This window comes from Vreelandella neptunia (genome assembly GCF_000712975.1).
Taxonomy (GTDB): Bacteria; Pseudomonadota; Gammaproteobacteria; order Pseudomonadales; family Halomonadaceae; genus Vreelandella; species Vreelandella qaidamensis.
In genome coordinates, this window is record NZ_JHQL01000004.1 from 471485 (window position 1) to 494538 (window position 23054).

Annotated in this window: 18 protein-coding genes; 7 read left to right on the forward strand and 11 right to left on the reverse strand. The window is 50.4% G+C overall.

The window, feature by feature from the left end:
- The first annotated feature begins 61 nt into the window (after nucleotides 1-61).
- The gene (gene hemN / locus CR46_RS0114280) at nucleotides 62-1504 is read left to right on the forward strand and encodes an oxygen-independent coproporphyrinogen III oxidase (RefSeq protein WP_030074027.1); all 1443 of its coding nucleotides are present in this window, start codon (nucleotides 62-64) and stop codon (nucleotides 1502-1504) included.
- Between the two features lie 58 nt (nucleotides 1505-1562).
- Entirely contained in the window at nucleotides 1563-2315 is a 753-nt protein-coding gene (gene fnr / locus CR46_RS0114285) for a fumarate/nitrate reduction transcriptional regulator Fnr (RefSeq protein ID WP_030074029.1), read from the forward strand.
- Here the strand turns inward: fnr and ttcA are convergent.
- The 3 genes from ttcA to CR46_RS0114300 form a co-directional block, all read right to left on the reverse strand.
- Nucleotides 2312-3280 carry a tRNA 2-thiocytidine(32) synthetase TtcA gene (ttcA, locus tag CR46_RS0114290; protein ID WP_232222395.1) on the reverse strand — a complete coding sequence of 323 codons (969 nt, stop codon included), beginning with the start codon at nucleotides 3278-3280 and terminating at the stop codon, nucleotides 2312-2314. The genes fnr and ttcA overlap by 4 nt on opposite strands.
- Before the next feature lie 66 nt (nucleotides 3281-3346).
- The gene (locus CR46_RS0114295) at nucleotides 3347-3994 is read right to left on the reverse strand and encodes a 3'-5' exonuclease family protein (RefSeq protein WP_030074032.1); all 648 of its coding nucleotides are present in this window, start codon (nucleotides 3992-3994) and stop codon (nucleotides 3347-3349) included.
- Between the two features lie 5 nt (nucleotides 3995-3999).
- Complete coding sequence (locus CR46_RS0114300) at nucleotides 4000-5817, reverse strand: putative nucleotidyltransferase substrate binding domain-containing protein (RefSeq protein ID WP_030074035.1); 1818 nt, start codon at nucleotides 5815-5817, stop codon at nucleotides 4000-4002.
- Nucleotides 5818-6433: 616 nt separating this feature from the next.
- On the opposite strand from CR46_RS0114300, the gene CR46_RS0114305 reads away from it, so the two are divergent.
- The 4 genes from CR46_RS0114305 (at nucleotide 6434) to CR46_RS0114320 (ending at nucleotide 13140) form a co-directional block, all read left to right on the forward strand.
- Nucleotides 6434-6694, forward strand: coding sequence for a DUF4212 domain-containing protein (locus tag CR46_RS0114305; RefSeq protein ID WP_030074036.1), 261 nt, complete (start codon nucleotides 6434-6436; stop codon nucleotides 6692-6694).
- Between the two features lie 6 nt (nucleotides 6695-6700).
- Nucleotides 6701-8482: a sodium:solute symporter family protein gene (locus CR46_RS0114310; RefSeq protein ID WP_030074037.1), complete on the forward strand. Its 1782-nt coding sequence runs from the start codon at nucleotides 6701-6703 to the stop codon at nucleotides 8480-8482.
- Between the two features lie 102 nt (nucleotides 8483-8584).
- The gene (locus CR46_RS0114315) at nucleotides 8585-9118 is read left to right on the forward strand and encodes a hypothetical protein (RefSeq protein WP_030074039.1); all 534 of its coding nucleotides are present in this window, start codon (nucleotides 8585-8587) and stop codon (nucleotides 9116-9118) included.
- A gap of 74 nt (nucleotides 9119-9192) precedes the next feature.
- Nucleotides 9193-13140 carry a hybrid sensor histidine kinase/response regulator gene (locus CR46_RS0114320; RefSeq protein WP_030074041.1) on the forward strand — a complete coding sequence of 1316 codons (3948 nt, stop codon included), beginning with the start codon at nucleotides 9193-9195 and terminating at the stop codon, nucleotides 13138-13140.
- Nucleotides 13141-13564: 424 nt separating this feature from the next.
- On the opposite strand, the gene CR46_RS0114325 is transcribed toward CR46_RS0114320, so the two are convergent.
- The 3 genes from CR46_RS0114325 to CR46_RS0114335 all read right to left on the reverse strand — a co-directional run bounded on the left by CR46_RS0114325 (nucleotide 13565) and on the right by CR46_RS0114335 (nucleotide 17163).
- On the reverse strand, nucleotides 13565-14227 hold the full coding sequence (locus CR46_RS0114325) for a response regulator (RefSeq protein WP_030074043.1): 663 nt from the start codon (nucleotides 14225-14227) through the stop codon (nucleotides 13565-13567).
- A 269-nt stretch (nucleotides 14228-14496) separates the two neighbouring features.
- Nucleotides 14497-16446: an acetate--CoA ligase gene (gene acs / locus CR46_RS0114330; protein ID WP_030074044.1), complete on the reverse strand. Its 1950-nt coding sequence runs from the start codon at nucleotides 16444-16446 to the stop codon at nucleotides 14497-14499.
- Between the two features lie 168 nt (nucleotides 16447-16614).
- A complete protein-coding gene (locus CR46_RS0114335) occupies nucleotides 16615-17163 on the reverse strand; it encodes a SprT family zinc-dependent metalloprotease (protein WP_030074046.1) in 549 nt (182 codons plus the stop codon).
- Between the two features lie 90 nt (nucleotides 17164-17253).
- Here CR46_RS0114335 and CR46_RS0114340 point away from each other — a divergent pair, with 90 nt between their 5' ends.
- Nucleotides 17254-17928, forward strand: a complete 675-nt coding sequence (locus tag CR46_RS0114340; RefSeq protein WP_030074047.1) for a YecA/YgfB family protein — start codon at nucleotides 17254-17256, stop codon at nucleotides 17926-17928.
- 7 nt (nucleotides 17929-17935) lie between these two features.
- Here the strand turns inward: CR46_RS0114340 and CR46_RS0114345 are convergent, their stop codons facing one another.
- The 5 genes from CR46_RS0114345 to aceF form a co-directional block, all read right to left on the reverse strand.
- On the reverse strand, nucleotides 17936-19054 hold the full coding sequence (locus tag CR46_RS0114345; protein ID WP_030074049.1) for a phospholipase D-like domain-containing protein: 1119 nt from the start codon (nucleotides 19052-19054) through the stop codon (nucleotides 17936-17938).
- Between the two features lie 27 nt (nucleotides 19055-19081).
- Nucleotides 19082-19801, reverse strand: coding sequence for a class I SAM-dependent methyltransferase (locus tag CR46_RS0114350; protein ID WP_030074051.1), 720 nt, complete (start codon nucleotides 19799-19801; stop codon nucleotides 19082-19084).
- Complete coding sequence (tsaB, locus tag CR46_RS0114355) at nucleotides 19798-20499, reverse strand: tRNA (adenosine(37)-N6)-threonylcarbamoyltransferase complex dimerization subunit type 1 TsaB (protein ID WP_030074052.1); 702 nt, start codon at nucleotides 20497-20499, stop codon at nucleotides 19798-19800. The genes CR46_RS0114350 and tsaB overlap by 4 nt, the downstream gene beginning before the upstream one ends.
- Nucleotides 20500-20608: 109 nt before the next feature.
- Nucleotides 20609-21262 (reverse strand): adenylate kinase, encoded by a 654-nt coding sequence (gene adk / locus CR46_RS0114360; protein ID WP_030074054.1) that lies wholly within the window; start codon nucleotides 21260-21262, stop codon nucleotides 20609-20611.
- A 249-nt stretch (nucleotides 21263-21511) separates the two neighbouring features.
- Nucleotides 21512-23054, reverse strand: a 1543-nt coding sequence (gene aceF / locus CR46_RS17845) for a dihydrolipoyllysine-residue acetyltransferase (RefSeq protein ID WP_030074056.1), incomplete at its 5' end; no start/stop codon positions are given.

A 23054-nucleotide genomic window follows, 5' to 3' on the forward strand; every position in this document is an offset into this window, starting at 1 on the left:
CAGCTGAGCGACATCGCTCAATTTGATTACATCGCTTACTTTTCACTTTGGAGCGTTCATCATGTCAGCCCATGCTACTGCTGCCCTCTCATCAACATCGTTCTCATCAACACCCACTGAAGTACCTAGCGCAACTGCCTGGAATGAAGCGCTACTGCGGCGTTACGACAAAAGTGGCCCGCGTTACACCTCCTACCCGACGGCGCTTGCGTTTCATGAGCAGTTTGGCACCGCTGACTTTACCCAGGCGTTAGAACGCAGTAATGCAAGCCGCCGACCGCTTTCCCTGTATGTACATGTACCGTTTTGTCGAAAAATTTGCTTCTACTGTGCATGCAATAAGATTGCAACGAAGAATACCGCTCTTGCCGAGCCTTACCTATCCCGGCTAGATCGAGAGATGGTGCTGACTGCACGCCATTTAGACACATCGCGCCCAGTTCAGCAGTTGCATTGGGGCGGTGGTACTCCCACGTTTCTTTCTTTAGCACAAATGGGAGACCTGATTGATCGCCTCGACGCCCGTTTTGGTTTATCTGGTTCAGCGGACCGCGATTACGCGATTGAAATTGATCCCCGCGAAGCAGACGTCTTTACCCTGCGCCATTTGCAGTCGCTTGGCTTTAACCGCTTAAGCCTGGGCGTACAGGATTTAAACCCGCAGGTACAAAAAGCGATTAACCGTGTGCAGCCCCGGGTGCTTACTGAAACACTCATGGAAGAAGCGCACCGCCTTGGCTTTCGCTCGCTCAATCTTGATTTAATCTATGGGCTGCCCTTTCAAACGGAAAAAAGCTTTGCTGAAACACTGGGCCAGATTATCGAATTAAATCCTGCCCGCCTGTCAGTATTTAACTATGCCCATATGCCCACCCGTTTTGCCCCTCAGCGACGTATCAATGAAGCAGACCTCCCCAACGCTGACGAGAAGCTGGCAATATTGCATACCACCATTGAGATGCTAACTAACGCAGGCTATGTGCATATCGGGATGGATCACTTTGCGCGCCCAGATGATAGTCTTGCAATTGCTCAGCGCAACGGAACCTTGCAGCGCAATTTTCAGGGTTACTCTAGCCATGCACAGTGCGATTTAGTTGGATTAGGCGTCTCCGCCATTTCACGGATTGACGATGTTTACGCACAAAATCCGACTCAGCTTAATCAATACGAAACATCTTTAGATCAAGGTAGGCTGGCAACCGTCAAAGGATTAAGGTTAAATAAGGACGACCTAATACGCAGAGACGTCATTGAGCGGCTAATGTGCGATATGTGCATTGATTTAGCAGCCATAGGAAAGCGTTGGAACATTGATGCTAGCGACTATTTTTCCGCTGCTCTTGAACAGCTGCGTAACGCTGAACAAGATGGATTAGTCACTTTTCATCAGCAAATGATTAGCGCCACCCCTATTGGTCGGCTGTTGATTCGCCATCTAGCAATGGCCTTTGATGCTCGCCTCGCGGATCAGTCGACCCAACGCTACTCAAAGATTGTGTAAGCTTCTTGAGACGTCTTGCCCCAGGGCCTATCATGGCTAACGAGAAAGGGAGAATGATATGCCACACCCCGTCAGCCAACGACGCTCACTGTTGCAAGAAGCACGCTGCCAAACTTGTAGCTTAAGCTCATTGTGTCTACCGCTCGCATTAGAACTTGAAGACATGAGCCAGTTTGATGCGATCATCCGTCGCCGTGCACCACTCAAAAAAGGCGAGCCACTGTTTCGTCAGGGCGACCGTTTTACCAGTGTGTATGCCGTTCGCTCAGGCAGTCTAAAACAGGTGACCAGCGAAGGTAATGGCAACGATCAACTGACAAATTTCTACCTGCCCAGTGAACTGGTCGGATTGGACGGCATCGATGAAGAGCACTACCCCGGTAGCGTGATTGCCCTGGAAACTACCACAGTGTGCGAAATTCCGTTTGATCGTTTGGATCTACTTTCTGAAGAGCTTCCGGAACTGCGTGGACAGCTATATCGCAGTATGAGTAAAGAGCTGCGAGACGATCGGCGCATGATGCGCTTGTTATCACGCAAAACTGCCGATCAGCGCTTGGCCAGCTTTTTAGTCACGCTTTCAGACCGTTTTCGCCGGCGCGGGTACTCGCCTTACAGCTTCAGGCTTTCTATGTCCCGCGCAGACATTGGTAATTACTTAGGCTTAGCGGTAGAAACGGTCAGCCGAATTCTTAGTCGCTTTCAACAGCAAGAAGTGGTCGCGGTTTCGGGGCGCGAGGTTAATATTTTAGATATGCAGCGTCTTATTACACTGGCTGAAGAAGAAGAGCAGCCGACTGCTCTACGCTAAGACTCAACGCTAAGCGTTTGAATACGGCGCTCCATCAGCGCCGCCTGCTTGGCTTCTAGCCCTGTAAAGTCAAACAGCTGGCGATCTGCTAGCTGTGAAGGCGCCACATTGGTCACCGCTTTGAACATGCTTTCTAGACGCCCTGGGTGCTTTTTATCCCATTCGGCCAACATATCTTTTACAATTTGTCGCTGAAGATTGGGCTGAGAGCCACACAAGTTACAAGGAATAATGGGGAATTCCATTAGCCTGGAGAATTCCACAATATCAGCCTCTTTGCAGTAGGCAAGGGGTCGAATGACAATATTTTTGCCATCATCTGACAAAAGCTTAGGTGGCATTGCTTTTAAAGTGCCTCCAAAGAACATATTTAGAAACAGTGTTTCCAAAATGTCTTCACGATGATGCCCTAACGCAATTTTTGTCGCACCAATCTCTTCAGCAAAACCATAAAGTGAACCACGCCTTAATCGAGAACAAAGCGCACAGGTCGTTTTGCCCTCTGGGGTTTTCTCTTTCACCACTGAATACGTATCACGCTCTAGAATGTGGTACTCAACACCCAATTTATCCAAATACTGGGGCAGCACATGCTCTGGAAAACCTGGCTGCTTTTGATCCATATTGACAGCGACCAAAGAGAAGTTAACCGGTGCATTTCGCTGTAGGTTGAGCAGTATTTCCAGCATCGTATAGCTATCTTTGCCACCAGACAGGCACACCATCACCTTGTCACCTTCACCAATCATCTGATAGTCAATAATGGCATTGCCGACTTCTCGCCGTAAGCGCTTTTGCAGCTTATTGAATTCACGCTTCTGCTTAGCATCGTGATGGTCGGACTGCGCCTGAAGGTGATCAACAGAACACTTGTCTGCAGAAGTATTTTCAGACGCTGCGGGATCAAAATAATCAGGTGATAGCATAATGTGGGCACTGCCGATGGTAGAAGAAGCAGCGGGCATTCTAACAATACTCGTTCCCTGCACCCAACATAAACGGGCTAATTCAACGTTAATAGGAATAATACGCTAAACGTGCCGAGCTGCCTCACGTTGCAAACGTAGATACAAAAGAGCACTCGCCGTTGCATCCCCCAATACGCCGATCCATTGGAAAACTGGCATTTGCCAGCAAGCTAATGCTTCTGCAATCTGACTACGCATCTCACTCTGAGGATGTAGCCGGCGTAACTGGCGATAGTGCAGCTTTCCAACATCGACCTGGGCGTTAGGCAAACCAAATCCTATCCCTACTTTGAACAGATGGTTTAGATGTTCCAACGAGTTCTCTAACTGCCAACCAATTAGCGGCCGATTACCAATAAATTCAGCCAACGCCCCAAGATGCTCGGCGTTAGGCATGAGCACTTTGTCAGTCGCATACAGCTGCTGGTGTCGCCGCAGCGTAGCGCTGTTGCTTCGCTCATCTGCCAAGGTTGCCACCCAAGCTTGGCTGGTATGCACTCTACCCGGGCTAAAGATAACCGCAGCTACACTAACCACGGGCGATTGGCCTGGGCTAACCTGACAAGCAAGCGCTACCATCTCCTCCCCCATGTAGGGCTGAAAAAGCCAAGCGTAGGAAGAGTCTGCCCAGCGTCTACGGTCGCTTTCACGCTGCATTAATGTACGTAGCGAGCCACTAAATAGTGACATATGCCGGTCTAACAAGCGCATTCCGCTCACGAATACTCCAAATGATAACGATGGGAAAGCCGCTGTTTAAAATCTTTCACGATATGCAGCGCCTCACGCAATAGGTCACGTTCAAGGGATGAAAGTTCTTGCACCACTACACGGTTACTACGCTGCTGATTCGACGCTTCTGCTGTTTGCAACTGCTGCTTTAAACGTAATTCAGTGAACAGTGCCAACGCTTCGCCCAGGTCATCAGCAAAACGGCGATCAAGACGACCATCTTCTGCTAGAGCGTCCAAGCGGTCTAGGGTGGACGTAGCGTTAATTCGTCGCTCAAGGGCCATTGTGCGCACCCCGTGGACAATCGGGAAGATGCCGCCTTTTTTGATATCAATGCCATGCTGGGGCTTCTTTAAGGAACCGAATAAGGTAAGCGGCGTAGAAAAACGCAGAGCTGCACGAGCAAAATATGACAGCAATAACTCATCACGCGAGCAGCGTTCAAATAACGCTGTACGCACACTGTTTAGCAATTTCGGATCTCCTGCAACACCATGAGCGTCCAACAAAATTGCTAACTTCATTAGACTATCGCCATCTCTTGCACTCACCCATTTGGCAATGTTGCTTTTCCACTGCGACACCGTGCCAACCCACTCAGGATTAGACACCATAATATTACCGGGGCATGGAGGATAACCGAGCTGAATTAACGTTTGAGTCAGCGCATTCATATCTTCGGCAAGCGAAGGCCAGTGACTATCATCAGCTAAAATAAGGCCATTATCTTGATCTGTTTTGAGGATCTGCTCACCGCGGCCCTCACTTCCCATGACCATCAAACAGCTTTGGGCGTGGTACTGCTCAGGAATGATAAATGACCATGCTTTGCTCATGATTCGGCCGTTCAATGCAGCCAATAGATCCATGGCAAAACGCAGCTTGACCCCCTGAGCCATCAGTGCATTGACCAGTTCAGGCGTACGTTGGCTAGCAGCTGCCAATGCTTCCAAACTATTAGCCTGCTCCACCTGTAGACTAACCACATAGCTACGGCTAGAAAAATAACTAAGTACATCTGTCAGTTCCACCACCCCTTTTAAGGCATCCTGTTCCATGACTACTACACGCGTCACCTTATGACGTGTCATCAATACAAGTGCTTCAAATAGGTACTGGTTCGGCGTAACAGTTACCAGTGAAAAATGGGCCACCTTTTCGACGGAAGAAGTGTGATCATAATTGTCGAGCACAATACCATTGAGTAAATCAGTTTTTGTAACGATGCCAAACTTACCTTGAGTATTGACCAGTAGACTGTCGGCATGGCTATCGTTGAGTTGCCCCACTGCGCTAGCAATATCGGTAGAAGCATCCATAATCAGTGGCTCACGCATGCATTCACTAACTTTTGCCAGCATAAAGCCCGCCATCGTCACACCGCCTTCCGCTCGCTTCTCGGTCAACAGCCGCGCCTTGTGTGATAATGACTGTTTAAAGAAGCTTTCAAAGTCAGGATGATGACGGCAAAGCTTTATAAACAGCGCTTTTGGCATCACATAACACAAGCACTCCTGCTCAGCTTGGAAACGGTACCGACTCTTGCCATTCAGAATACTAATGGCACCGAACAAATCACCTGACGTGTAATGCCCAATCCGTGCACTAGATGCAGGCAGGGTGGGATCAATTTCAGCAACTTCACCTTTATGAATTAAAAACACTGACTCACCCGTTTGCCCCATCTCAATGATAATTTCATTGCGGTCAAAATAGGCGATGTCCATACCTCGACGAACGTGGTCACGCCCTTCATCATCGATTAATGTAAAAGGGAGCTGGGAAAGATCAACGTCAATCATAAATGACCCCACTTAATCGTGATGAAGAATAAAGATGTTTTAAAATACGGTTATTTGCTTGAAAGTTTCATTTGACCCTTTCACATTATACTTTTAGCTATAGAGCTAACGTCGAAACGACGTTAGCTTATCGACCAAAGTAGTGACTCTCTTAATTAAGCTTGGCCAATTAACTCTGACGTTTATTAAAAGTAGCAAACATTGCTTTTGACCAACCCATAGACCATCGTCCTATCACAAGACAAAAAACGCTAAAAAAATATAAAAAAACTTCAAAAACAAGTCGTTATTTACCACATCAAACGTCATAATGTTTCAAAGAAGCTCATTGATACCAAAGTCTGGGATTTATTTTTTGCAATTATTGCCCACTATTAACAACGAGCCACACAGGGTAATCATGCGTTATTCGCACGATGCTTACCGATTCACTACACAACCGTAATCAATGCCATAATAGGCACTACCGCTTAATCAACAAGGTAATGCGCTTAACCGTGCTAATTCATCACAGATAACTAAAAAAGCGTTTTTCTATGACGGATTACCCTGATGGATCACACGCTATCCTGAGTTCACTTTCCAACCCTAAAAATCACAACTGGAGAGCAACACAATGGCAGATGACAAAGCTAATGCTGCTGAATACTGGAAAGCCAACGTTCGACTAATATTCGGATGTCTAGCCGTTTGGGCATTTGTTTCCTACGGATGCGCTATTCTTTTCCGCCCCCTGCTAGCTGGCATCCCCGTTGGCGGGACTGACTTGGGCTTCTGGTTTGCTCAGCAGGGCTCCATCCTCACTTTTATCGTGCTGATCTTTTTCTATGCCTGGAAAATGAACAAGCTTGACGAAAAATTCGGTCTTGGGGAGTAAGTCAGCATGAGCCAGTTTGCAATTAACTTACTATTTGTTGGCGCTTCATTTGCGCTCTATATCGGGATTGCGATATGGGCGCGAGCGGGATCGACCAAAGATTTCTATGTCGCTGGTGGCGGCGTTCACCCTATCACGAACGGTATGGCAACGGCCGCCGACTGGATGTCAGCTGCATCGTTTATTTCCATGGCGGGCCTGCTAGCATCCGGTGGATATGCTAACTCCTCTTTCCTAATGGGTTGGACCGGTGGCTATGTTATCTTGGCAATGTTGCTAGCGCCTTACCTACGCAAGTTTGGCAAGTTTACGGTGCCTGACTTTATCGGTGACCGCTTTTACAGCAACACAGCGCGCTTCGTCGCGATTGTGTGCTTGATTGTTGCTTCTGTGACCTACGTTATCGGTCAAATGACCGGTGCAGGCGTTGCTTTCTCACGCTTCTTGGAAGTGAGCAACACCTGGGGCATCTGGATCGCAGCATTGATTGTTTTCCTATACGCCGTTTTCGGTGGTATGAAGGGCATCACCTATACACAGGTTGCCCAATACGTAGTACTTATCATTGCTTACACCATTCCGGCGGTGTTTATTGCCATGCAGCTTACCGGCAACCCGATTCCGATGTTTGGTATGTTCAGTACGCATACTGAATCCGGCATTCCGCTACTGACGAAGCTAGACGAAGTAGTTAATGCGCTTGGCTTCCGCGACTATACCGCTGACGTCGACAATAAGCTCAACATGGTGTTGTTCACACTCTCGCTGATGGTGGGTACAGCAGGTCTGCCACACGTTATTATTCGTTTCTTCACCGTACCTAAAGTTGCTGATGCACGTTGGTCCGCTGGCTGGGCACTGGTGTTCATTGCACTGCTTTACCTTACCGCGCCTGCGGTTGGTTCCATGGCACGCCTGAACTTGGCGACCACGGTGTTTCCAGAAATGGCGGGGCAGGTGGAAAACTACGAAGAAGCAGCCAACAATCCGATTCTCTATGAAGATCGTCCGGAGTGGGTGCGCACTTGGGAAGAAACCGGGCTTATTACCTTCAACGACCTCAATAACGATGGCCGCATCCAGATGTACAACGATGCTGTCGATTTCTCTGATCGTGGCTGGGAAGGTAACGAGCTAACGGTAAACAATGACATTCTCGTTCTGGCTAACCCTGAAATCGCTAATTTGCCAGGCTGGGTTATTGGTCTTATCGCTGCCGGTGGTATCGCAGCGGCACTCTCAACCGCTGCGGGTCTGCTCTTGGCAATTTCATCGGCTATTAGCCATGACTTGATCAAAACAATGATCAATCCGAAGATCTCTGAGAAAGGGGAAATGCTGGCAGCACGTATCTCTATGGGTGGCGCCATTCTTCTGGCTACCTATCTTGGGCTTAATCCGCCAGGGTTCGCAGCACAGACCGTAGCTCTTGCCTTTGGTATCGCCGGTGCATCGCTGTTCCCAGCGCTAATGATGGGTATCTTCTCTAAGCGCATGAACAGCAAAGGCGCAATTGCCGGCATGCTGGCAGGCTTGATCTGCACCTTGCTGTATATTTTCACTTACCTAGGCTGGTTCTTTGTTCCCGGCACCAACATGCTGGCTAACACACCAGACAACTGGATCTTAGGCATCTCACCACTGTCCTTTGGTGCAATAGGGGCAATGATCAACTTTGCAGTTGCCTTTGCTGTCTCTAGTGCAACGGAAGAGCCTCCACAAGAGATTCAAGACCTGGTAGAAAGCGTTCGTTACCCGAAAGGTGCTGGTGTAGCGGTCGACCACTAAGTCATAATCGACCCCTCCTTGGCGCACTGCCATCAGGTTCGGATCGATACTTATCATCGGGCTTCCTTAGGGAGGCCCGATGTCATTTAAGAAGGATAATTTATGATATGGCATCTCGTTGCCGCTGTATTCGCAGGGCTTGCCGCCGCAGGGATAGGCCTACTGCTTAGAACACTCACTCGCAAGCGGCTACCCAAGTGGATAGTGCCCGTCTTTGGTGGTTTAGGCATGCTGGGGTATCAGGTCTCCACCGAATATAGCTGGTTTGATCACAAGCGTTCTCAACTGCCCGAAACAGCTATCGTCATTTCCAGTGACACCTCCAGCGCGGTATGGCGGCCTTGGACGTTTGCCTATCCTATGACGACTAAATTCAGCATTGTTGATAGCGACAATGTACGCGCGCGCCGCGTTGACAATGAACTCATCGCTGAGTTTATTCTTTACCAGTTTGAACGTCACCATACCGATGTACTGACCACACAGCCTTATATATTGAACTGCAATCACCGTGAACTAATGCCCCTGAATGCGGAGACAGGTGATGCTGAAGTAAGCAGACTACGCACATTGCGGGAAACGGCGCCTTTGCTGACAACTGTTTGCCAACTTGCCGCTGACCAGCAGCAGACGTAGCGGTCTGCCTTCGCTTAAAATGAAGCGTTTATTCGCGTAGTCGCTAAGTGAAGCTTTTAATGTAGGGAGACAACATGTTCCATGGCGGTCTACTGGTCGCAGTATCGCTGCTTTATATTGCAGTGTTATTTGGCATTGCCTGGTTTGGTGACCGCCGTGCACGTACCCATGGTGCCAGCCGCCGACGGCCAATTATCTACAGTTTGGCATTGGCAATTTACTGTACCTCGTGGACGTTTTACGGCGCGGTAGGGCAAGCAGCCACGGCGGGCTGGTCGTTTGCGAGTATCTTTGTTGGCCCGATCTTAACGTTTTTACTGTTTTGGCCTGTACTGGCAAAAATGATTCGCGTTGCAAAGCATCAAAACGTTACGTCAATTGCTGACTTTATTGCCTCTCGCTACGGCAAAACGCAATCTCTCGCCGCCTTTGCCAGCTTAGTCGCCCTTATTGGCACTCTGCCCTACATTGCGCTGCAATTAAAAGCGGTGTCTACCACGTTTAGTGTGCTTACCGACGCTGCGGATATGACCCATACGCCGCTGTTTGGCGACACTGCATTTTACGTCGCGATTGTCATGGCGATCTTCGCCATCCTGTTTGGGACACGTCATACCGATGCGACAGAGCATCACGAAGGACTAATTCATGCCGTAGCTTTCGAATCTTTGATAAAGCTATTGGCCTTTGTGGTACTCGGCGCTTTTGTTACCTGGGGCATGTTTGATGGCCTTGGTGAGCTAATGGGCCATGCCGAGAGCCAGTTAGAGCTACAGCGCCAGCTAGCCAACCAAGATTTTGGCCAAAGTTTCTGGGCACAAACGCTGCTTGCAATGCTCGCCATACTTTGTCTGCCACGCCAATTTCATGTCGCCGTTGTGGAAAATATCCATCCAGATGACGCCACAAAAGCACGCTGGCTATTTCCACTTTACCTACTCGCGGTCGCCTTTTTTGTTGTGCCTTTAGCGGCGGCCGGCCTGTTACTGTTTTCTGAAAGCGGGGTCGAGCCTGATACCTATGTACTTGCCCTTTCTATGGCATCCGGCCAGCAGTGGCTGACACTTCTCACCTTTATTGGCGGTTTTTCTGCCGCCACAGGCATGGTGATTGTGGCGGCAGTGGCGGTTTCCATTATGATTTCTAATGAAATAGTGATTCCGGCGCTATTTAGACTGCGTTGGTTTGACACCAAAGCACGCGATTATGGGCGCTTGGTGTTACGCGCACGCCGTCTGACCATTGTCGCTGTCTTGGCGATGGCTTACGGCTTCTATCAACTCATTGCTGAGTTCACTTCTCTAGCGTCCATTGGCATGCTCTCTTTTGCAGCCGCCGCTCAGTTTGCGCCAGCACTTATCGGTGGTTTGTACTGGAAACGCGGCAACCGACTTGGCGTGATTGTCGGCATGAATGCTGGCTTCGCCATTTGGACTTACAGCCTGCTAATGCCGGCAATGATCAACGCGGGCGTACTACCGCAAGCATGGCTAGCAGGCGGGCCACTAGGACTGACTTGGCTATCTCCCACGACCTTATTTGGCCTGAACTTAGGTGATCCGTTCACACATGGCGTCATGCTGTCGCTGGGAATCAACCTGTTTTGCTATATTTTCGTTTCACAAGTGACGTCTCAGCGCGTCGTAGAACGTATTCAGGCATCACTGTTTGTTGATAGTGTTGAAACACGCCAAACCTCGGTTAACCGCCCCTGGACCGGTGCCACCACCGTTGGTGACCTGAAAGTGCTTTGCGAACGCTTCCTAGGCGCCAGCCAAGTGGAACGAGCATTCGAGGATTACGCACGCCGTGCGGGCAAGCCTATGGAAGATAGCTCCCGAGCGTCCATCGATGTTATTCAGTTTACCGAACGTTTTCTTGCCTCAGTGTTAGGCGCATCATCGGCTCGGATCGTGGTTAACTCAGCACTTCAAGGGCGTGGCATTGGTATCTCAGATGTCATCTCAATTGTTGATGAAGCATCCCAAGTGCTAGAGTTCAATCGCGCACTGCTGCAAGCCACTATTGAAAATATCAACCAGGGCATCAGCGTTGTAGACCAGAACTTGCGTCTGGTGGTGTGGAACCAACGGTATTTAGAGCTATTCCGCTTCCCAGACCATTTGATACGGGTTGGCGCACCGATGGACCGCATTTTTCGTTATAACGCCCATAACGGCGAATATGGCCCCGGCGATCCAGAAGAGCATGTCCAACTGCTGTTAGATAACATTCGTGACGGACAACCCCATCGATACGTGCGCTATCGCCAAGATGGCAGCGTGCTGGAAGTCCAAGGCAACCCGATGCCTGGCGGGGGGTTTGTCTATACCTATCAGGATATTACCCAACAGAAGCGAATCGAAGAAGCATTGATACGCTCTGAAAATAATATCCGTATTTACACAGACAATGTACCGGCACTGATTGCTTACTTTGATAAGGAGTGTCGCTATTTATTCACCAACCGCGCCTATGAACAAGCCTTCGACATAGATCGTAATGCCGTCATTGGGCGGCGCTACGAAGATGTATTGCCCGTTAAAAAGGCCGAAGAGCGTATGCCATGGGTACAGCGAACCCTAGCAGGCGAACGGGTAAGTTTTGAAGTCTCGATGCGTGTCAACGACGCCATGCGCTATATGCTGGTCACCTATACGCCCCACTTTGGCGACAGCCAATCGATCCTAGGCTTCTTCGCACTTTATCAAGATATTACCGAGCGCCGCCAAGCCGAAATCGCTTTGAAAGAGACCAACGAAACGCTTGAAGAGCGCGTTCGCGAGCGCACTCAAGCGCTTTCCGAGGCCAATGCGGCGTTGCGTCAGGAGAACCGTGTGCGCGCCGAAGCCGAACAGGCGCTTCGTCAAGCGAAGCAATTAGCCGAAGATGCTAACGCGTCTAAAACACGCTTTTTAGCTGCTGCCAGCCATGATTTATTGCAGCCACTTAACGCCGCGCGACTGTTTACTTCTGCGTTAATGCAAAACGTTACTGCCAGCGATACCCAACGCACCATTAGCCATATTGATAACTCACTTCAAGCGGCAGAGGAGCTACTGGGTACGTTGTTAGACATTTCTAAACTTGATGCAGGCGCATTAACGCCCCGCCGCAGCCACTTTGCATTAGCCGATATCATCCGCCCATTGCGGGCAGAATTTGAAGTGATGGCAGAAGACAGAGGCCTGGATCTCGTGGTTGTGCCAACGCAACAGTGGGTAGACTCAGATCCACAAATGCTGCGCAGAATTGTGCAAAACTTTCTCTCTAATGCAATTCGCTATACGCAAGAAGGCCGTGTACTGCTAGGTTGCCGCCGACAAAATGACCGCCTTTCTATTGAAGTATGGGATAGCGGGCCTGGCATACCAGAATCAAAGCTTACGGAAATTTTTCAAGAATTCCGGCGTTTGGATCAAGTATCACGCCATAAAGAGAGTGAGAAAGGCCTAGGCTTAGGGCTTTCTATCGCAGACCGTATGAGCCGCGTACTTGACCACCCTATTAAGGTTCGGTCTTGGGTCGGCGTGGGGACAGCATTCTGCGTCAGTGTACCTATTGTGGCCGCCCGTGAAGTAACTGTCGCGGATCAAGAACCTCAGAACCGGCGTAGCGGTAATAAGCTAGCGGGTACTCGCATAGTGTGTATTGATAATGAAACTCTGATTTTAGAAGGCATGACCGCCATGCTGACAGGCTGGGGATGCGAGGTATTTACAGCCACCAGTATTGGTGGTGCAAAATCGATTTTGCGTAATATGGACGGTGATCCTGACGCCATCTTGGCAGACTACCACCTAGATAACGAAGTGACCGGCCTAATGGCGCTTGAAGCCCTTAGTGAGCGCTTTGAAGGAGCGGTACCTGGTATTGTCATCACCGCCGACCGCACCGAAACGGTAGCAGAAGAGATCAAACGTGCGGGTTATCAACTGCTACTTAAGCCAGTCAAACCTGCCGCGCTGCGCGCGCTTTTAACTCGCACCCTTCAGGCTAGCCGGGCAGGAGGGAAAACGTAATGATACAGCATAACGTCATTCTCAAATGACGCACCAAACCGTCATTCCCAAATGATGCACCAAACTGTCATTCCCAAATGATGCACCAAACTGTCATTCCCGAGTGGGGTTATCGGGAATCCAATTTGACCTTATCCGCTGATATGGGTGCGTGCTTCAAAATAGATTCCCGCTAAAAGCACGCGGGAATGACAGAGCGGCGAGACAGATGCATCACACCGCCATTCCCGAATGACGCACTAAACCGTCATTCCCAAATGATGCACCAAACTGTCATTCCCGAGTGGGGTTATCGGGAATCCAATTTGATCTTACCTGCTGATGTGGGTGCCTGCTTCTAAGTAGATTCCCGCTAAAAGCACGCGGGAATGACAAAGAGGCGAGACACGTATTAGCGAAAAAATATATTAATATTAATTAGCTATTAAGAAGAAACTTTCGGCGGCTCTACTTCCAGCTTTTGAGCAGCAATAACCGCCTGAGTGCGCGAATGAACACCTAGCTTGCGCAGAATAGCCGTTACGTGCGCTTTAATCGTCGCTTCTGAGACGCTAAGCTCATAAGCGATCTGCTTATTGAGCAGCCCTTCGGTCAGCATATTGAGCACCCGAAACTGCTGAGGTGTCAGCGAGGCAATTGCCTCTGCAAAACGTGACTCTTCTTCGCTGGTTTCATCTAATACATTTGCCAATGCTTCTGGCAGCCAAACTTCCCCTTCCATAATCTCTCCCACCGCTTCAGCAATTAGCTGTAGCGATGATGATTTAGGAATAAAGCCTGATGCGCCATAATCGATTGCGCGTCGTACGACATAGGGCTCATCACTGCCTGACACAACCGCTACCGGAATATCTGGCATCTGACCTCGCAGTTGAATCAATCCCGAGAAGCCATGCGCGCCAGGCATGTGTAAGTCCAATAAAATCAAATCAGCATCCGGGTGCCGATTGACGACCTCAGTGGTGGCTTCCATAGTATCGGCTTCGACAATCTCAGCCTGGGGAGCTAATTGGCGCAACGCCTGGGTAAGCGCTGCACGAAACAGCGGATGGTCGTCAGCGACGATAAACTTATGGGCTACTGCCATGGATATTCCTCCGGTTCCTCGAGCAGCGGGGTTGTTTGCCGCCGCGACGCTAGGCTCATACGGTTGAAGCATGGTACCCCATGGGCTTCGTCATTCCCAAGCATCACATGCATAATTTGTCATCGATACGTCATTAGAACCAAAATAACAGTGCCGGCTTGATAGCCGGCACTGTAACAGACTGAACTAGTTTGCCCTAATTAACATAGCAACCAGTTGACATCCGTCATTAAAAAGCACTCCCCCAACAAGGCAGGGGGAGTAAAACATCACTGGTTGGCACGATGCTCAATGAGTTCATCAACCACCGATGGGTCAGCTAGTGTACTGGTATCCCCCAAGCCGTCGCACTCATTCGCAGCAATCTTGCGTAGAATGCGGCGCATAATCTTACCTGAACGCGTCTTAGGAAGGCCTGGCGCCCACTGGATCACATCTGGCGATGCGATTGGACCAATATCTTTACGCACCCACTGGGTTAACTCTTTCTTAAGTTCATCGGTAGGGTCAATACCATCGTTTAGCGTGACATAGATATAGATACCCTGACCCTTAATATCGTGCGGGAAGCCAACAACAGCGGCTTCTGCCACTGCTGAATGAGCGACTAAAGACGACTCGATTTCAGCAGTACCCATACGGTGTCCAGAAACGTTAAGTACGTCGTCTACACGGCCTGTAATCCAGTAATAGCCATCCTCATCACGGCGGCAACCATCTCCTGTGAAGTACATACCGTCGTAGGTAGAGAAGTACGTTTGTACAAAGCGTTCGTGGTCTCCCCAAATGGAGCGTGCTTGCCCCGGCCAGGAATCAAGGATCACTAAGTTGCCTTCTGCTTCACCTTCTAGCAGATGGCCCTCGTTGTCTACCAGTGCAGGGTTCACACCAAAGAAGGGCGTGGTAGCAGAGCCAGGCTTCAGATCAGTAGCGCCAGGCAGGGGCGCGATCATAATGCCGCCTGTTTCTGTTTGCCACCACGTATCCACAATCGGACATTTCTCATTGCCGATGACGCGATAGAACCACTCCCAAGCTTCTGGGTTGATAGGTTCGCCCACAGATCCTAACAAGCGTAGCGATTCGCGCTTGCTAGAATCCATGACGTTGTCGCCATGCGCCATAAGCGCACGGACAGCAGTAGGTGCAGTATAAAGAATATTAACCTGATGCTTATCAACAATTTCGCCCATGCGTCCATGGGTAGGATAGCTTGGCACACCTTCAAACATTAACGTGGTAGCGCCATTGGCAAGCGGTCCATACACGATGTAGCTGTGACCTGTCACCCAGCCTACGTCCGCTGTGCACCAGTATACCTCGCCTTCTTGATAGTCGAAGATATATTGATGGGTCATCGCAGCGTAGGTCAGGTAGCCACCGGTAGTATGCTTCAGACCTTTCGGCGCGCCCGTAGAGCCGGAGGTATACAGAATAAACAGCGGGTCTTCAGCATTCATGGTTTCGGCAGCACACTCGGTAGACTGCTTATCCACTAGCTCGTCAAACCAGATGTCACGCCCATCCTGCCACTCAATATCACCACCGGTGCGCTTCACCACCAATACGTTTTTGCACACATCCGTGCCATCACGGGTTAACGCTGAGTCGACGTTCTCTTTAAGAGGAACGTGTTTGCCACCACGCACCGACTCATCGGCAGTAATCACCAATTTAGAATCAGCACCAATGACGCGCTGAGCCACTGCGTCCGGCGAAAAACCACCAAACACCACGGAGTGAACGGCTCCAATGCGAGCGCAGGCCAACATGGCCATGGCTGCCTCAGGAATCATTGGCATGTACAACGTGACTGTATCGCCTTTCTTAATACCCAGCGATTTCAGCCCGTTGGCCAGCTGGTTCGTGCGCTCGTAAAGCTCACGGTAAGTGATATTTTTTGAATCGTTGGGATTATCGCCTTCCCAAATAATCGCCGTTTGGTCGCCACGCTTTTCCAAGTGACGATCTAAACAGTTGGCGCTGACGTTAAGCTCACCATCTTCAAACCAACGGATATCAACGTTGTCTCGTGAGAATGAGGTATTTTTAATCTTGGTTGGCGTCTTGATCCAATCAAGCCGCTTTGCCTGTTCGGCCCAGAAACTCTCTGGATCGTTCATGGACTGTTGATACATTGCCGCATATTTATCTTTATCAGCCCATGCACTGGCAGCGATATTATCGCGCACTGGATAGACGTTATTATGCTCGCTCATGAAATTGCCTCTGTCCGTGAAAATGCACTTTCTGGAAATGTAGTCGGTATTATTATTAGTCGCACCGATACGTTAAATATTTATCTAGCATAAACCTCCCAAGGCCAGCTTCCCTTTAGACATTGGTATTAACATTTTTTAAATTAAAAACAATAGCTTAAATCACTTTCATGCTTTTTCAAAAGAGCTGTAGACCAAGGTCTGATCACAATGGCGGCAGCGATAGCGGCTCCCCTTTGCTACTAAAGCGTGACGCCTAGCGGTAAAACGATGTGTTTGACAACCGCATTGATAATAATAAGGGCGCGACTGTGCTTCCTTAATGTCAAAATGATGGGTCACCTTAGGGGTAAGACCAAACAGATCGCGCATGACAACTTGCCATTCACGTCCATGGGGTTTAAATCGCGCACCATTTGCTAAATGAAAAACCAGCCAATGTGCCATTTCATGAGGAATCACCTCGTCAAAAAAGGCTTGCCGATTATTACTCAGCAAAACAAGATTAAAACGTAGTCCTCCACGCCCCAAATGCGCCTGCCCTGCCGAGGCACCTGTTAGGTCGAACCACAGCATTGGTGCAGGCAACGTAGGATAGACTTCTTGACAGCGTTTTAAGGCTTCATCAGCCCTTTCTCGCACAGCGTGCTTGAGCGCTTCTGACGATAGCATCGCGAGTTTTTCAGCAGGCCAAGGGGGCAGTGGTAGCGTCTTCATTAGTGATAAACTAGCTCATAATGATGTCGCCAACGATTGTTGCCGATTAACATCGTTTTCTCAAAGTCGATTTTTATGATGAGGCCCCCTATGGCAGAGCGCAATAATGTGCCCGCAGCAACGTCGCCCACTACTACCCCGCCTCAGCCGCTGCTTGACGATGAGCAGCTTGATAGATTGGACGACTTTCTCGATTCAGAGCAAGTGGGCGAAGATGCATTGGATCTTATCTCTGCCCATGGCTTTTTAGTGGCACTGGCAGTCGCCCCTAGCGAATTACCCTCCCAGCAATGGCTAAATGAGCTATTTCAGGGAGAGCCCAGCTACCGTGACGATGCCGAACGAGACGAGATTACCCAATTACTAACACTGCTGCGTGATAACGCAGTTGCAGTGCTTGAACAAGGTGGCCTACCAGAACTACCCTTCGAGCTAACGCTAGACGGCATTCCCGCAGAGGAAACACCGATCGGAGACTGGTGTGCGGGCTTTATGGAAGGTGTCTTTAGTGATGAAAGCGCTTGGTTTGAGGAAGACGAAGAGGCCGCAGCCACTCTGCTGCTGCCCTTTATGTCGCTCTCAGGGTTATTCGATGATGAGCCCGAAATGGCAGAAATGGCCCAAGATCAAGCCAGCCAGGAAACCTTTGCCGCTCAACTGCCAGAATTAGTACTGGACCTTTATCTACACTACCGCGTGCCTCCTGAAACACCAAAACCCAAGCCACGCAAGAAAACGCCAGCCAAAAATAAAAAGCGTAAATGAGCGGTCTTTATTTAAGGCGGGTGACAATCCCATCTATAACACCATAAACCCACTCTCGGGCCCGCTGCCCCCAGGGCCGTGCGGCCCAGGCAGTGGCATCGACTTCTTGGCTAGCGGCGAAGTTACGCTCAAATAGCGCCTGAACCTCGCAGGCAAAGGCTGAGCTGTCTATTTCTTGGTTAGCTTCAAGGTTCCAATGCAGGTTCCAGTGATCGAAGTTACAGGACCCAATGCTGACCCAATTATCTGCTAGCACACACTTGGCATGAATAAACGTAGGTTGAAACTCAAAAATTCGTACGCCTGCTTTTAACATTACTTGGTAAAAGCGCTGCCCTGCATAACGCACTCCTGGGTGGTCATGCTTACTCCCTGGCAACAACAAACGAACATCAATGCCACGGCGTGCCGCCCGAATAAGGCGTCGGCGTAGCGTGAAGGTCGGGACAAAATAAGGCGTACACAACCAGAGCCGCTGGTTTGCCTTATTTACCTGGGCATAAAGCGAGTGGCGAATTGCTTGATAACGATACCCTTGCGCTGACATCACACGGCCGCATATACCATCAGCATAATGCTCTGCTGTCCGCTGTTTTGGCAGCGCGCGACACTGCCTATCACCTGCTCGCCGGGTTAGCCGGGAATGCCATAAACGGCGAAAAAGCCTTTCCCAATCGGCCACTACCGGGCCTTCAATACGCAGCGCAATTTCATACCATGCTTCCAAAAACTCATCTACCGCGCCAAACCCGCCAGTAAAAGCAATCTCCCCATCAACGACAACAATTTTGCGGTGGTCACGACTTAAGTTGCGAGCTAACGAGTGAAAACCGATAGGATTGAAGAACCTTAACACGACACCTGCTTGCTCTAGGCGTTTACGGTCATGATGCTCCAACCCCATTGAGCCATAGCCGTCGAGCAATAAATACACCTCCACGCCGCGCTCGGCAGCGTTAATCAGCGCATCACTTACTTGGCTCGCTAGTTTACCTGACTCCATCAAATAGAGTTCTACCAGCACATAGTGCTGCGCCTGGTTAACAGCTTCAAACATAGCAGGCAAAAACCGAGTCGCTTCTGGCAGCAGGGCAATACGGTTGCCTTCTCGCCACACGTGCTGCATAGAGACTCCCTCTCTTGATGAAACGGCTTAGCGGCGAATCAACGAACGATGTACGTACAAATCGTAACGGCTCGTTTTACCTTCTAGCGTATGCTGTGGTGCAGGCCCAGCAATCGGAGGCGCTTTACGAGGTCGTTTAACCACCACGCGATGTGTCGCTACATCCAGCGCGGCTTCTAATAAGCGCGGAGCATCAGCATCATCCCCCGCCAGCTCTCGAAACAAACGCATCTCTTTTTTGACTAATGCCGATTTTTCACGGTGTGGAAACATCGGATCAAGATGAATAACGTCAGGAGCAAAAGCTGCGCTTGCTACAATAGCAGCAAGCTGCTCGGCTGCATCGCCATGGCGAAGCGTCATACGCGATGCAATCTCTGCTGTCGCGTCTGTTTTTGCGGCACGGGCGAGGCCATCTTGAAGCAACGCGGCAATCGCTGCGACGCGCTCAATCAATAACACCTGAGCGCCCAAGCTGGCTAACACAAAGCTATCACGCCCTAACCCCGCAGTGGCATCCACAACACAAGGGGTAATACCTTTAGCCAGCCCACAGGCTTTTGCCACTAGCTGCCCGCGCCCGCCACCAAACTGACGCCGATGAGCCGCTTTACCAGCGGCGAAATCGACGCTTAGGGGATTTCCGTATTGGCGATCATCCCCTGACAGGGCCAACTGGCCATTCACATAGCTAAGCGCTAACCCCGTCGGCAACGCAAGCGAGGAGGGATTCACCACCTGACTCATGTTGACTTTTTCCAGGCAACGTCATTGCGCAAATAAACCGGCTGTACCTCATGGGCCGATTGGCCCAAACCCGCTTCTAAATCGCGAATGGCCAACCATGCCATCTCTTCCGCCCGAGGTTCAAGATCAGTGAGGTGCTGAGACATCGCCGTTTGCGTGCTTAACGTAAACTCATCCCACAGTGTAAAACCTGACCCCACACCTACCCAGTCGGTTTCGCTGGCAGGTAAGCAAAAATTTGTCGGCGCGATGACAATCTCATCGCTTTTTAAGCTAAGGGTGTCGTTAAGGCAGTGCCAAGTAGCCGCATAAACTTCTCCCATTCGGGCATCTAACGCGGTGACTACATGGCGAAAATGGTAGCGGCGGTGGGCCTGCAGAGCGAGTGCTTCTAAGGTAGAGATACCCAGCAATGGACAATCCAACCCAAACGCCAAGCCTTGCGCTGCACCCGCAGCAATACGCAAGCCAGTAAATGAACCGGGCCCACGCCCAAACGCGACAGCATCTAACTGCTGGGCCGATATATTGGCTTCAGCAAGTATGTCATCCACCATCGGCATCAAACGCCGAGTATGAGCTCGCGGTGTCATCTCAAAACGCGCCAAACAGTCACGCTGATTACCCTGTTGACGCAACAAAGCCGCTGAGCAGGCACTAGAAGATGCATCCAGTGCGAGAAGGTATAACGATGACATCGGTTCTGCACTCCCTAAAATAGTCGGCCATTATACCTTTACACAGCTCCAACGACGATGGCCCGCAGGAAACCTGCGGGCCATCGTACAAATCACTAGCAACCGTTACTTAGCAAAGCGCTTCTTTTACTTGCCGAGTAATGTCAGCCACACTGCCCACACCTTCTACGCGATGATACTGCGGCGCAGCCTCAGGGTCTTCTTTCGCCCATTGCTGGTAATAGTCAACCAGAGGAGCGGTTTGGTCGTGATAAACCGATAAGCGGTTACGCACGGTGGACTCTTGATCGTCTTCACGCTGAATCAGTGCTTCACCTGTGACATCATCCTTACCCATCTCTTTGGGTGGATTGTGGTCGACATGATAAACACGCCCAGACGCTGGATGTACACGGCGACCTGCCAGACGACTAACAATTTCTTCGTCTGGTACGGCAATTTCCAGCACGTGATCCAGCTTAACGCCAGCTTCTTTCATCGCATCAGCCTGCGGAATAGTGCGCGGGAAACCATCGAACAAGAAACCGTTTTCACAGTCAGGCTGGCTGATGCGCTCTTTAACAAGATCGATAATGACATCGTCAGACACCAAACCGCCGCTGTTCATTATCTCTTTTACTTTGAGCCCTAGTTCAGTGCCATCCTTAATGGCTGTGCGCAGCATATCCCCGGTGGAAATTTGCGGGATCTTAAATTGCTCACAGATAAACTGAGCCTGAGTTCCCTTCCCCGCGCCGGGGGCACCCAACAGGATTAAACGCATGGCACTGCTCCTTGAATGTTAGTCGTTAGATATAAGTAATGTTGAACAATGGACTGACAATAACCGTGCCGTTCGGACGACACAACTCCCCAAAAGCCTGATAATGCATTTTTTTAACATTTTCTTAAGCAAAAACAGTGAACTGGCAACTCCTTGTACTTTGGTCACCCCTGCTTCGCTGACCTATCGAACCGTTTTAAACACAAGCGGCGCCCTAGTGGGCGCCGCTTGTGGCTTACTGTGAGACGATTACAGTAGTAACCGGCGAATATCCGTCAGCACATCGGCCAGGAAGGCCGTAAAGCGGGCGGCATCCGCACCGTTAATTGCGCGGTGATCGTAGGAGAGCGACAACGGCATCATCAGACGCGGCTGGAAGGTACTGCCATCCCATACCGGTTTCATCTGCGCTTTCGACACCCCCAAGATCGCCACTTCCGGCGCATTAACGATCGGCGTGAACGCGGTTCCACCAATTGAGCCAAGGCTCGAAATGGTGAAGCAGCCACCGGTCATCTCATCACGCTTAAGCTTCTTGGTTTGCGCTTTCTTGCCTAGCTCCGCCATCTCCTTGGCTATCTCGATCAAGGATTTCTTATCAGCGTTACGCACCACCGGCACCATCAAACCGTCCGGCGTATCCACGGCAATCCCAATATGCACGTAGTTTTTCCATACCAGCGTTTCGCCGTCGCCTTTGAGGCTAACGTTAAACTGGGGAAATTTACGTAGTGCAAAGGCACAGGCTTTGACCATAAACGGCAACGGTGTCAGCTTGGCACCTTGGGCTTCGGCCTCGGCTTTCATAGCTTTACGGAAGCTTTCAAGCTCGGTAATGTCGGCCTCGTCGAACTGCGTCACGTGAGGTACATTGAGCCAGCTGCGGTGCAGATTGGTCGCGCCCATTTTCAGCAGGCGGCCCATCGGCTTCTCTTCCACTTCGCCAAACTGACTGAAGTCGACTTCTGGGATCGCAGGAATACCCGTACCACCACTCGCTGCAGGAGCAGCAGCCGGTTGCGCTTTACCCTGGCTAGCAATCGCCTGTTTCACGTAAGCATGGACGTCTTCTTTCAGCACGCGCTCTTTCGGGCCACTAGGCTTAACAAGACCAAGGTCAACGCCAAGCTCACGAGCCAGCATGCGCACCGCAGGGCCTGCGTGCACCAGTTTACCATCGCGAGGCTTATGGGCAGCCATCTGCGCTTCTGGGCTAGGCGTTCCTTCTGGTGAAGCTGCTGGCCTAGCACTTGATTGACTGGTACTTGACTGACTGGTGCTTGACTGATTAGCACTAGAGGACTGAGCTTTCTCCGGCGCCGCTTTCTTAGCGGCAGCCTTTTTGGCACCAGCCACTTCCATATAGCCAATCACATCGCCTTCAGAAACGGTGTCACCCTCTTTCACGGTAAGCTCTAAGAGCTTGCCTTTGTAAGGGCTAGGCACGTCCATAGAGGCCTTGTCAGACTCCAGGGTGATCAGCGGGTCTTCTTCGTTGACCTCATCCCCTGCCGCGACACCAATTTCGATAATCGGCACGTCAGAAGAACCTGACAGATCAGGTACGCGAATCTCTTTGCGCTCAGGCTCACCGCTACCGCTATCTTCTTCAACGGCAGACTCTTCTTCCGACGCGCTGCTGGCTTGGCTAGCGGCTTGCGGCGCGTCTTCTTCTTCAGCCGATGCATCACCGCCTTCGTCCGCGATTTCCATCTGGCCGATCACGTCGCCTTCCGAGACGGTATCGCCTTCTTTCACCGTGAGCGCAACGATCTTACCGCCGTGCGGGCTG

What these genes read in the sequence shown, in the direction of transcription:
- CR46_RS0114300 (WP_030074035.1), bottom strand. Translation starts at nt 5,817, where the DNA reads ATGATTGACGTTGATCTTTCCCAGCTCCCTTTTACATTAATCGATGAT.
- CR46_RS0114315 (WP_030074039.1), top strand. Translation starts at nt 8,585, where the DNA reads ATGATATGGCATCTCGTTGCCGCTGTATTCGCAGGGCTTGCCGCCGCA.
- CR46_RS0114350 (WP_030074051.1), bottom strand. Translation starts at nt 19,801, where the DNA reads ATGAGTCAGGTGGTGAATCCCTCCTCGCTTGCGTTGCCGACGGGGTTA.
- CR46_RS0114325 (WP_030074043.1), bottom strand. Translation starts at nt 14,227, where the DNA reads ATGGCAGTAGCCCATAAGTTTATCGTCGCTGACGACCATCCGCTGTTT.
- acs (WP_030074044.1), bottom strand. Translation starts at nt 16,446, where the DNA reads ATGAGCGAGCATAATAACGTCTATCCAGTGCGCGATAATATCGCTGCC.
- CR46_RS0114345 (WP_030074049.1), bottom strand. Translation starts at nt 19,054, where the DNA reads ATGCAGCACGTGTGGCGAGAAGGCAACCGTATTGCCCTGCTGCCAGAA.
- CR46_RS0114310 (WP_030074037.1), top strand. Translation starts at nt 6,701, where the DNA reads ATGAGCCAGTTTGCAATTAACTTACTATTTGTTGGCGCTTCATTTGCG.
- CR46_RS0114305 (WP_030074036.1), top strand. Translation starts at nt 6,434, where the DNA reads ATGGCAGATGACAAAGCTAATGCTGCTGAATACTGGAAAGCCAACGTT.
- adk (WP_030074054.1), bottom strand. Translation starts at nt 21,262, where the DNA reads ATGCGTTTAATCCTGTTGGGTGCCCCCGGCGCGGGGAAGGGAACTCAG.
- ttcA (WP_232222395.1), bottom strand. Translation starts at nt 3,280, where the DNA reads ATGCCCGCTGCTTCTTCTACCATCGGCAGTGCCCACATTATGCTATCA.
- hemN (WP_030074027.1), top strand. Translation starts at nt 62, where the DNA reads ATGTCAGCCCATGCTACTGCTGCCCTCTCATCAACATCGTTCTCATCA.
- fnr (WP_030074029.1), top strand. Translation starts at nt 1,563, where the DNA reads ATGCCACACCCCGTCAGCCAACGACGCTCACTGTTGCAAGAAGCACGC.
- CR46_RS0114340 (WP_030074047.1), top strand. Translation starts at nt 17,254, where the DNA reads ATGGCAGAGCGCAATAATGTGCCCGCAGCAACGTCGCCCACTACTACC.
- CR46_RS0114335 (WP_030074046.1), bottom strand. Translation starts at nt 17,163, where the DNA reads ATGAAGACGCTACCACTGCCCCCTTGGCCTGCTGAAAAACTCGCGATG.
- CR46_RS0114320 (WP_030074041.1), top strand. Translation starts at nt 9,193, where the DNA reads ATGTTCCATGGCGGTCTACTGGTCGCAGTATCGCTGCTTTATATTGCA.
- tsaB (WP_030074052.1), bottom strand. Translation starts at nt 20,499, where the DNA reads ATGTCATCGTTATACCTTCTCGCACTGGATGCATCTTCTAGTGCCTGC.
- CR46_RS0114295 (WP_030074032.1), bottom strand. Translation starts at nt 3,994, where the DNA reads ATGCGCTTGTTAGACCGGCATATGTCACTATTTAGTGGCTCGCTACGT.